Genomic DNA, 10,865 nt, shown 5'->3' with positions numbered 1-10,865 from the left:
GCCCTGCTCAAGACCACCTTCAAGGCCCTGCGGCGGGTCAGCCTCGATCCCAGCCGCATCACCCAGATCGCCGCCGCAGCCCTCGTCCTGCTCCAACTTGAATACGACCGCACCATCTGAACGATTACACACAGGCATGATCGCTTACCGGGAAAGGTTCATTCTGTGGCGGGTTGGCGGCCGGGCAGGGTGGGGCGGTCGCCGGCGAGGGTGAGCATGACGAGGGCGATGATGGCGTAGGCGGTGTGGAAGCCGAAGCCACGTCGGATGTCAGTCCCCTCGAACTGTGGAGATCTTCTAAGCGGCCAGCTCCAGGACGGAGTTGGCCCGGTGGTCGTGTTCGTAGTCGATCGGACTGCGGTAGCCGCACACGCTGTGTAGCCGATGGGTGTTGCAGAACCCGGTGATCCACGTGGCGATCTTCACTCGGGCCTCGGTGCGGGTGGCGAAGGTGTGCCGGTGGACGTACTCGACCTTGAGCACGCTGTTGAACGCCTCGCTGACGGCATTGTCGAAACACGAGCCGACCCGGCCCATGGACTGGGTCACGCCCAGGCGGCGGCAGGCCCGCTTGAACCGGCGAGAGACATATTCCGAACCCCTGTCGCTGTGAACGATCACACCCTTGACGTCGCCGCCTCGGGTGGCGACGGCCATGTGCAGGGAGGCCACGACGAGTTCGGCATCATGGCGGGCGCTCATCACGTAGCCGAGCAGGCGGCGCGAGAACAGATCGATCACGGTGGCCAGGTAGAGCTTCCCCTCGCTCGTGACGATCTCCGTCATGTCGCCCGACCAGACCTGATCGGGTGCCTCGGCGGTGAAGTCACGGCGCACGAAGTCCGGGGCCGCGACCCGCCTGCCGGGACGGGTGAGCCCACGCCTGCGGCGTATCTTCCGTCCGGCCAGGCCGAGTTCGGCCATGGGCTTGGCGACAGTGTTCACAGATACCCTGTGGGGCTCGGAAAGTCATCGCTGCTGCTCAGGCCGCGTAACGGTACTCGTTGATGACGCCGCCGAGGACGCGGGTGCGCAGGAGTCTGCGTGTATCGAAGTCGTGTACGTTGGCGGGCTGTTGGACCGAGTCGGGTGGCAGCTGACGGCGGGCCCGATGGGGCCGATGCGCGTTGTAGTGCTTCTTGTAGGTGGCCAAGACCTGTCGGGCGTGGGCCTCGCCCATGATGAGGACGTGATCGAGGGCCTCACGCCGGATGCTACTGGTGATCCTCTCGCAGTGGGCATTCATCCGCGGCGCTCGCGGGGCGCTCTTGAGGATTTCCATCTCTTCGGCTGCGAGTATCGCGTCGAAGGCCTCGCCGTACTTGTCATCGCGGTCGTGCATCAGGAACCGCAGTGGCTCCACGCGCGTGCCCAGGTCGGCGGCGAGATTTCGTGCCTGTTGGACGGCCCAGGCCTGGGTCGGGTGGGCGGTGACGCCGGTGATATGCAACCGGTGGGTGCCGTGCTCGGGGAACGCCGGCGCGTACAGCCTGCTGCCCAGCGCGGTGTCGATGTGCAGGAAGTCGCAGGCGATGATCCCTTGGGCTTGGGTGGTGAGGAACTCGCGCCAGGTGGGGCCGGAGCGGCGCGGGGTCGGGTCGACGCCCGCGGCGTGGAGGATTTCCCAGACCGTGGAGGCGGCGATGGGGTGGCCGAGCCGGGCCGGCTCGCCCTGGATCCTCCTGTGCCCCCACCTGGGGTTCTCCCGCGCCAGACGAAGGATGAGCTTCCTGATCGCCTCCCTGGTTGGCGGTCGTCCGGTTCGCGAGCGCCGCCTGCTGTAGTCCCACTTGGCGGCGATGAACCGGCGGTGCCAGGTCAGGAGCGTGCCGGGGGTGACCGGGAAGACCGTGCGCCAAAGCCGCCGGGGTATCAGCGCGGACAGCGCCGCGAACCAGAACCGGTCCGCGGGCTCGTAGCGGACCGGGCCTTTCAACTGCCGACGCAGCACCGCGTTCTCGTGCCGCAGCACGAGCAGCTCGGCGTCCTTGGAGGTGTCGCGGCGCAGCAGCACCGCCGGTACGGACAGCAGCTTCCGGGTCACCTTGTACACCAGCGAAACGATCAGGCAGAGATGATGCCAGCCGACGCCGCATTGCCGCCCTCGCCTGCAGCGATGACTTTCCGACCCCACAGGGTGTTGATCGCGTCGGCCAACTCCGGGTCGGTGAAGACCTCCTCTGTGTGTACGGGCTCGCCCACCGGCACCGCGATCGCCGTGGTGCGGGTGGGCCTGAGGTCCGAAACGTCCTCGAGGGGCGGTGGCAGGCGCGGCAGTACGCCTCCAGCGGGTCGACACGGGTGGCGGCCGCGGTAGTGGACGAGCTGCGGAAGTCGGCTTGCTTCGCCACTCGGCCTCTGGCTTGAGCTCGGCGGCGACGAGCCCACGTGCCCTTTGGTGTCGGGCTTGGTCGGCGGGGCGGTGGTCGGCGGTGGTGCATCTAGCGGCGTGTCCAGGCGGTTCTCGAAGCGTCAAGGTCAAGTTGGTCACTTTACTAGCGCTGTCGCCACGCGCGTCCTCCCGTACCCCCCTTCCAATGTCCGGATGCCATATGGATGGAGCGACCGCGCTATCCGTTAGGTGCGGCCTGTGGGAATGCAGCAGCCCCGTGCGGGCGGGCGGGGGCTGCGGTCAGGGGGAGCTCGTCACTGGGGTTGCGGGAGATTCCAGGCGGGCCCGTCAGGTGTCCGGTACCAGGCGATCTGACGGCTGGGCGTGATGTTGACGTGGAACTCCTGCCGCTGTGGTTCACCGGTGAAGGTCTCGGCGAGGCCTTCAACGACGTCCCACAGGCGGCGCGGTCCGACCTGGCGAACCGTGCCGGACACGTGAGCCGTCGCGGTTGCCCCGTCCTGCGTCCAGATGCCGATGGCCGTCAACTCGCCCTCTTCATCACGCCACGAGCACGTGGTGTGCCCGGGCAGTGCCAGTGAGAGGGGGAACCGCAGCCGTCCCAGGACGTCACTCGGCGCTGCCGTGGTCTTGGTGGGCGCGGCTTCCCGGGCCGCGTCGAATGCAGGCGGCGCGGACGAGGTGCGGTGGGGCATGAAGTGGGCCGGGGTCGGGAGGAACCATCCCGTGCCATGGCCCGGGGCTGTCACCGTGACCCGCAGGATGCCGTAGCCGACCGGGGCCACGATGACCGCGCCGGGCGCGGCCTGCTTGAGGAACGCGTTCGGGATCTCGTGAAGCGCGGCAGTGGCGATGAACCGCTGGTAGGGGGCGCGGTCTGGCCAGCCGCCGGCGCCGTCACCGGTGCCGATGAACGGGTGCAGGCTCGCATCCGCCAGGTGGTGCGCTGCTGCGCCGGTGAGCTCCGGATCGACGTCGATGCTGGTGACGTTCTGCTCGCCGAGCCGGTGGGAGAGCAGGGCCGCGTTGTAGCCGGTGCCGGTGCCGAGCTCGAACACGGTGTCACCGTCCCTGGCGTCGAGTGCATCGAGCATCGCAAGCATGACGGAGGGCTCGCTGGATGAGCTGGTCGGGATGCCCCGCTCATCAATCTGGGTCGTCAGCGCGTGGTCGGAGTAGACGGCCTCCAGGTATCCGAGATCGCCCGGCCCGACGCGCTCCCACGCGCCGGCGGCGCCCTGGGTGTAGAAGCTGGGCACGAACACGTGGCGGGGGACGGACGCGAACGCATCCCTCCACGCGCTGGTGTGTGCCGGGTCAAGGGCGGCGGCGAACTCCTCCCGCAACGCGGCCGCGGTGTCGTTGTCCAGCCAGGTCATTCGCAGGCTCCTCGCAGGTAGTCGGCGTGTGCGGCGGCGATCGGCAGCCCGGTGCGGTTCTCCACCCAGGCCCACGTTCCCGCGGGGTTGTTCTCGAAGAACACCCACTCTCCGGTCGGAGTTACGGCGAAGTCGAAGCTGCCGAATACGATGCCGTAATAGGCCAGGAAGCGCCGCACGGCTGTGGCGACGTCCTCGGGCACGTCGACTGTGCCGTAGGTGATGTGCTCGTAGTCGGTGCGCCAGTCGGTGCGCGCTTTCTTCGAGGACGTGTGCAGGGTGCCGCCGAACACCTTGTCTGCGACGGCGACGAGCCGCACTTCGTAGGCCTTCTCGATGGCCTCTTGGAAGTAGTGGGCCGTGGTGCGGATGCTGTGGTCGAACGCCGCGGGATCGACGTAGTGGGTGGCCACCATGAGTTGCCGACCCTCGTCTACCGGCAGGCGTCCGCCAAGGACCGGCTTGCAGATCAGCGGCCCGCTGACCAGCTTGGCGAAGTCGCGGGCGGCATCGGGGTCGTTCGTGATCAGGCTGCGGGGCACGCGGAGCCCGCAGCGTGTGGCGACGACGAGCTGCTGCGGCTTGTGTGCGGCGACTCGATCGTGGTGCGGGTTGTTGATCCACCGTGCGCCGGACAGAGCCGCAAACACGTTGAGCAGCGCAGCCTCGGCCTGGTTAGATGCCGCTCCGTCGTCGGCCGAACGGAGGATGAGGGTTCATCCGGCTGTGAGGCGCGGCGATCTCGCCAGGGATACCAGCAGGGAGCTTGGTCGTCAGCCCGCCCCGGGAGCATCCCAGCCGGTGATCGTCGGGCTCGGTGAAGACACCACGTGGCGGCTCGACCTGCAGATCCCCCTTTGCGGTCACCCGCCACATGCTGGTGGGCGCGGGCGACCCGAGCGCACCGTCGAGACCTTGACCTGGCACGACTTCGTTAACCGCTATCAGGGAACTTCTGCCTGACCACGGTTACAGCCAGCGAGTGGCGCCCCAGCCTTGTGGGACAGCCGTCAGCGGCTGACTGCCGCCCCGGATCTACGTGCCGTCGACCGCAGCGATGCGGACGGGAAGGGGCGAACTTGCCCGCAGCGAGCTCAGTTGGCCGTGGGCCGAGCAGCTTCCGAGAGGCCTCCCCACGTTGCCGCACGGGGTGAGCACTGCCACTGTGCCCTCGGTCCTCCCGCTGGCGCATCTGTGCCATGACCAATGGCGACACCTCTCCGGTATGGCTGGCCGGAAAGTTAACACCGCATCATCTGCCGGTACTGCACCCGCAAACACGGCGGTGAATTCACATTGCCCTTCATATCTTCTCGTAGAGGACGGCTGACGGCACTCGGCATCACAGCGGCCATGCTGTCCCTTTCGACCACGACATCCGCAGACGCGCAGCCAGTTGGGCAGGTGGAGAGCACGGCGCCGGCCGGTGCATCCGGCCCGGCGGCAGCGGCGCCGCAGCCCGGCCCACGTACCGTCACCTTGATCACCGGTGACAAGGTCGTGGTCACTCCCGCCGGAGGCGCCGGCACCGTGACGGTGAGCGGTCCGCACGGTGAGCCCATCGCCGCGCACACCGACACGGTCGGCAAGGACCTGTATGTGTACCCCGAGTCGGCCGCGCCGTATGTCTCCGCCGGGCTCCTCGACAAGGAGCTCTTCAACGTCACCCAGCTGGTGGCCGACGGTTACGACGACGCCCGGGTGAACCGGCTGCCGCTCATTGCCACTTACACCCGCACTGCTACCGCCCGCGCACAGGCCGCACCACGCGGCGCGGCCCGGGTCCGCACCCTTTCCAGCATCAACGGCGCGGCCCTCAGCGAGGACCACGGCAAGGCAGCCGAGTTCTGGTCGGCGATCACCTCAAAGGTGAGCGCATCCGCGATGGCCCGCAGCAGCCCCCTCCTCGCCTCGCCCGCACCCAGGCCCACCCTGGCCGGCGGTATCTCCAAGATCTGGCTGGACGGCAAGGCCAAGGCGACCCTCGCCGACTCGACCGCGCAGATCGGTGCACCCGAGGTGTGGTCGGGCGGCAACACCGGCCAGGGCGTGGACGTCGCCGTGCTGGACACCGGCGTCGACGACGGGCACCCCGACCTGGTCGGCCAGGTCGCAGAGGCGACCAGCTTCGTACCCGACCAGGACCCCGGCGGCGGTGGCGGCCCCCAGGGGCAGGCGACCGCCGACACGGACGCCGTGGACCGCCACGGACACGGCACCCATGTGGCCTCCACCATCGCCGGTACCGGCGCGGCCTCCGGTGGCAAGGAGAAGGGTGTCGCCCCCGGCGTCCGGCTGCACGTGGGCAAGGTCCTCAACGACTCCGGCCAGGGGCAGGAATCCTGGATCCTGGCCGGTATGGAGTGGGCCGCCCGGGACGCGCACGCCAAGGTCATCAGCATGAGCCTGGGCGGTAGCCCGTCCGACGGGTCCGACCCGCTCAGTCAGGCCGTCAACCAGCTCAGTGCCGAGACTGGAGCGCTGTTCACCATCGCCGCCGGAAACTCGGGCCCGAACTCGCAGACGGTCGCTGCGCCCGGCGCCGCGGACGCGGCGCTGACCGTCGGCGCCGTGGACCGCAACGACCAGCTGGCCGACTTCTCAAGCCGCGGCCCCCGCTGGTCGGACAGCGCGCTCAAGCCGGAGATCACCGCCCCTGGCGTCGACATTCTCGCCGCCCGCTCGCGGTACGCCGGCGGCACCGGCGACTACGTGACGATGAGCGGCACCTCGATGGCCACCCCGCATGTCGCCGGAGCCGCCGCGCTGCTGGCCGCAGAGCACCCGGACTGGTCCGGCCAGCAGATCAAGGACGCCCTGGTCAGCACCTCCAAGCCGACCCCGGACTACACCGCCTTCCAGGCCGGTGCCGGCCGCGTGGACGTCGCGGCCGCCACCAAGGCCACCCTGTTCGCCACCGGTACGGTCTCCCTGGGCCGACACCCCTGGCCCGCCGAGCCCGGCGCGACGGCCGACAAGACGGTGACGTACACCAATACCGGTGACGCCCCGGTGACGCTGGACCTCGCGGTCTCGGTCCCGAAGGCCCCCGCCGGCCTGTTCACCCTGTCCCAGGACAAGATCACCGTCCCGGCGCACGGCACCGGTACGGTCACCGTGACCGCCAACGTCGACCAGGCCGCCCGGGGGAAGAACTACGACGCACGTATCGACGCCTCGGCGGCGGGCGTGCGCCTCGCCCACACCGCCGTCGGCTTCACCACCGCCAACCAGACCTTCAAGGTCACCATCGTGCCCAAGGACCGGTCGGGCGCGATCTACACAGGCCCCGCGGATCTCATGGGGGCGTCCGACGAGGACTCCGACCCCCTTGTGAACAACTGGGATCTCCCCCTCGGCCTCTTCACCGGCACGTCGCCCGGCGTGATGACCCTCGAACTGCCGGCCGGCACCTGGTCGCTGGGCGAGTGGATGCAGGTCGAGGGCGTTCATGGTCCACAGTCCCGCGGACGCGCCCTGGTCATGGCGCCGGAGTTCGACCTGGACCACGACACCACCATCGTGCTCGACGCCCGCAAGGCCCGCCAGATGAAGCTGCTGACCCCGCGGGAGTCCACGAGCACCGCGCTTCGGGTCGACTACACCCGGACCTTCCCCGGTGTGAGCAACCAGGTCGTGTCCTTCCTCGCGCCGCGCACGGAGGACAGCCTCTGGGCGACGCCGACCCCAAAGGTGACCAAGGGAACCTTCGACGTCCGTACGCGGTGGCGCAACGAGCAGCCCGCGCTGAAGATCTCTTTGGGCGGCAAGTCGTTCGACGACCTGCTGGTGCGGCGCGGGACCAAGCCCTTGTCCAAGGGTTCGCACCGGCTGGAGCCCGTGTACGTGGGGCAGGGCGCCGCGGCGGACTACGAAGGACGGGACGTCCGCGGCAAGGCCGTCGTCGTCGACCGCAACGACACGGTGGGGCTGCCCGACCAGGCGGCCACCGCAGCGGCAGCGGGCGCCCAGCTGCTCCTCGTCGTCAACGACGGCCCCGGCCTCGTGGAGCCGCTGGCCTTCGACAGCATCGCGCCGGTGAACATCGCGACGCTGGACCAGGAGGAAGGCCAGCGCCTGATCTCCCAGGCCACCAAGGCCGGCACCGCACTGGACGTGTACTCCAACCCGACCACCGAGTACCTGTACGACGTGGTCCGGAAGTACCACAACGAGATCCCGGCGGATCTCTCCTACCGTCCGGACACCAGCGACCTCGCCCGGGTCGACATGTCCTTCCGCAACTACCGCCCCGCCGCGGCAACGGACTTCCGCTACGACGTGTGGCCGGAGTCCGACTGGTGGGCCATCGGGTGGCCGGAGATTCCGGGGCAGGCCCAGGGCGATCGCACCGACTACGTGTCCCCCGATGTGCAGTACCGGGAGAGCGCGATGGTCACCGGTGAGACCCGGGTCATCGCCGCGGACAAGCACTACAGCGCGGGCAGCCGCACGGCGGAGAACTGGTTCTCCCCGATCCAGCGGCCACGCATCTCGTACGACAGCATGATGCTGTCCCGCCAGGACGACGCCCTCTTCGCGTTCGTCGCCGGCTGGGGCGACGCGGGCGCCGACCGCGTGGGATACGCCGCCGACCCGGACCTCCGGGCGAGCACGTCGATCTACCAGGGCGACACGTTGCTCGCCCAGTCGCACGAGTACTACGCCTCCGCGACCGGGCTGAAGCCCGAGCGGCTTCCGTACCGGATCGTCTCGGAGTTCGGCCGGGGCGCCTGGCCGAGCCCCTACTCCACCAACACTCGTACGGTCTGGGACTTCACGTCCGCGGCCGGCGGGCAGTACCAGAACCTCCCTCTGCCGCTGGTCCAGCTCGACTACGACGTCAACACGGACTTCTCGGGCAAGGCGCGCCGCGACGCAGCGTTCACCGTCAAGCCGGCCATGCCCGGTCAGTGGCCGACCGCCTACGCGCAGCTGCCTCCGGCCGCCTTCCACGACGTGACCCTGCAGCTGTCCTACGACGACGGCGCCACCTGGCACCAGGCGCACCTGGCCCGGACGCCCGACGGCCGTGGCTGGCGGACCGAGCTGAACGCCCCGAAGGACGCCCGCTTCGTCACCCTGCGGGCAAGCGCTCGTGACTCCGACGGCAACGCCGTGGAGCAGACCATCACCCGGGCCTTCGGCCTGAAGTGACGCCAGCGCACCACCGTTGAGAGCGGAACGCAGCCGCCGGGGGCGGGGCCAAGACACGGTCCCGCCCCCGGTCGGCGTACCGGGCACCCTGCGGTGCGTCATGCCCGGAGGAGTGGGATTTCACGTCCGCTGCTGGTCAGCGGTACCAGATTCTGCGGATCAACCAGCGGACGCGCCCGCAGTCGACATCCCGCGTCGAGGCCAGAATCGACACCATCGGCAACGGCGCTCACAGCGGGCGCCGAGAACGACCAGCCTGAGACGCACCCCGAAGTCGTCGCCGACCGTGCCCACTACGTCTGGCACCACGTCAACGACACATGCCAGGCACGCGAGGTAGGCACCGACCTGCTGAGCTTGCGGACCCGGTTCCGAGTGCGCGGCCCTCGGCGACCTGAGGCCGTTCAGGAGGCAGCTGGATCGATTTCCGGCAGGGGAAGTTCGTCTTGCCACGAGGCGGTGGGCCATTCCCACCCCGGCAGTTCCTCCAGCGCCTTCACTCGGTGGTGTGGGATTTTGCCCAGTCGATGGTCTCGCCACATGTGGGCGACTTTCTCGCCAAGCGCGAAGCCGCTTTCGACCTGGGGGCGCGGAACACGCAGGTGGCCCTCTCGTGCCGAGTATGCGATCGCTGCGGCGAGGAACATGTCCCAGCGGGCTGCGCGCCAGTCCCATGCCCATCCTGGGTGGGCGCTGAGCAACTGCTGCTGCACTTGGGGGAGCTTGCCGGATCGGTAAAGGCGTCGTTGCTCCCTTACCCACCGGCCGAGGCGGCACAGGCCTTCCATGTGCTCTGACCCGAATCCGCATGTAGTAGCCGACGGCCGGTCAGATAGTGGTTTTGTCGGTCGTCGGTGCCGCTGCAGAGTGTGCGGGCAGGGTTGAGGCCCGGCTGTCGTCCCGGGTGGACGGCGTTCCACGGCGGTTGGTGAGGCTGGGCCCGGTCAGGCGGTCGGTCAGGCGTCCAGGACGACGGCGGCCCGTATCCGAGCCAGCGTGGTGGCGATCAACTCGCGTGCGGCAGGGGCGAACCGGAGCCGGTGGCGCCGGGCGGTGGTCACCAAACGAGCGGCGCGGGCGATGAGCAGGCGGCGCACGGTGGCGATGCGACGGCGGGCCGTGCCGATGGGGGCGAGCATCTGCAGCCAGGCGGAGAGGTTGTAGGCCAGCAGCGCGCCCCACATCCACATGCTGTTGACGGCGTGGGATCCCGACGGCAGGTGGCTCAGGCCCGCGCCGTGGGCGGTGTCGCGGAACAGCTCCTCGACCTTGGTGCGGCGGCGCAACTCCCACTCCGCCTGTGCGATCTCCTCGTCCAGGTCCAGGTCCTCGTTGGTGGCGAAGAAGGAATAGGCGTACGCGGTGTCCTCGATCCCGTCCAGGACCAGGGCGAGCTGGTCCTTGCCCACGGTCCGCGAGCGACGCGAGCGCGGGTTGGCCGACAGTTGCTCAGCGTCGTAGAGCACCCGCCGGGCGACCACCCGGGTGCCGTCCGGCCAGTCGGCCGGGGCGTAGTTGAGCAGGGCGACCTGCGCGCCCGGGTAGTCGACGGCGTCGATCCAGTCGTCCTCATGCACGGCGGCCACCGCCCGCCACAGGGCCTTGCCGCGCGGAACCCCGAGCCGGAACAGCCCGCCACCGGCCACGATCCTCTCGGCGACCCTGCCCGCGTAGTAACCCGAATCGCCCTGGAAAAGGATCCGGCCCGTCGCGCCGGCGGCGCGGACCGCCTCCACCGCCCGATCGATCTGGTCGGGGGCATGGGTGCGGCCGTCGGAGCGGCCGTCGAGGAGGTCCGCAGCCAGCACCACCCCAGCCTGGGCCCAGTGCGCGGCGTGCACCCGCCCGGCGATCTCGCCCTTGTAGGAGCGGATCACCTGTTCCTGGCCGGAAAATCACGGCATCGTAGGGCATGCGGGGACCTGCACCGTGCCGAGTATGATTGACGGGTCGTCCGGTCAGGCAGGCGCAGGAGT

At 69.3% G+C, this 10,865-nt stretch carries 6 protein-coding genes and 2 pseudogenes; 2 read left to right on the top strand and 6 right to left on the bottom strand.

Translation table 11 applies throughout. The annotated features are described in order from the left end of the window. A pseudogene (locus ABZ904_RS48990) lies at positions 1-120 on the top strand (IS5/IS1182 family transposase); the annotation flags it as partial. Positions 121-297: 177 nt separating this feature from the next. On the opposite strand, the pseudogene ABZ904_RS48985 reads toward ABZ904_RS48990, so the two are convergent. The 4 genes and pseudogenes from ABZ904_RS48985 to ABZ904_RS48970 form a co-directional block, all read right to left on the bottom strand. After that, positions 298-948, bottom strand: a pseudogene (locus ABZ904_RS48985) (IS3 family transposase); the annotation flags it as partial. A gap of 34 nt (positions 949-982) precedes the next feature. Further along, a complete protein-coding gene (locus ABZ904_RS48980; protein WP_361830658.1) occupies positions 983-2,068 on the bottom strand; it encodes an integrase core domain-containing protein in 1,086 nt (361 codons plus the stop codon). A 578-nt stretch (positions 2,069-2,646) separates the two neighbouring features. Beyond that, entirely contained in the window at positions 2,647-3,732 is a 1,086-nt protein-coding gene (locus ABZ904_RS48975; protein ID WP_361830656.1) for a hypothetical protein, read from the bottom strand. Then, positions 3,729-4,382 (bottom strand): hypothetical protein, encoded by a 654-nt coding sequence (locus ABZ904_RS48970; protein WP_361830654.1) that lies wholly within the window; start codon positions 4,380-4,382, stop codon positions 3,729-3,731. The genes ABZ904_RS48975 and ABZ904_RS48970 overlap by 4 nt, the downstream gene beginning before the upstream one ends. 829 nt (positions 4,383-5,211) lie before the next feature. On the opposite strand from ABZ904_RS48970, the gene ABZ904_RS48965 reads away from it, so the two are divergent. Continuing rightward, a complete protein-coding gene (locus ABZ904_RS48965; protein WP_361830652.1) occupies positions 5,212-8,889 on the top strand; it encodes a S8 family serine peptidase in 3,678 nt (1,225 codons plus the stop codon). Between the two features lie 404 nt (positions 8,890-9,293). Here ABZ904_RS48965 and ABZ904_RS48960 read toward each other — a convergent pair whose 3' ends face one another. After that, on the bottom strand, positions 9,294-9,602 hold the full coding sequence (locus ABZ904_RS48960; protein ID WP_359410682.1) for a helicase associated domain-containing protein: 309 nt from the start codon (positions 9,600-9,602) through the stop codon (positions 9,294-9,296). A 243-nt stretch (positions 9,603-9,845) separates the two neighbouring features. Then, positions 9,846-10,766 carry a transposase gene (locus ABZ904_RS48955; RefSeq protein WP_361830650.1) on the bottom strand — a complete coding sequence of 307 codons (921 nt, stop codon included), beginning with the start codon at positions 10,764-10,766 and terminating at the stop codon, positions 9,846-9,848. Positions 10,767-10,865 lie beyond the last annotated feature (99 nt).

The sequence above is a fragment of the Streptomyces sp. NPDC046900 genome (genome assembly GCF_040644975.1).
Lineage (GTDB): Bacteria > Actinomycetota > Actinomycetes > Streptomycetales > Streptomycetaceae > Streptomyces.
The sequence above is the reverse complement of the archived record's forward strand: the minus strand, read 5'-3'. Positions and strand labels throughout refer to the sequence as shown.

Bases quoted from the DNA above. Each gene is read 5' to 3' on its own strand.
- ABZ904_RS48975 (WP_361830656.1), bottom strand. From the start codon at position 3,732: ATGACCTGGCTGGACAACGACACCGCGGCCGCGTTGCGGGAGGAGTTC.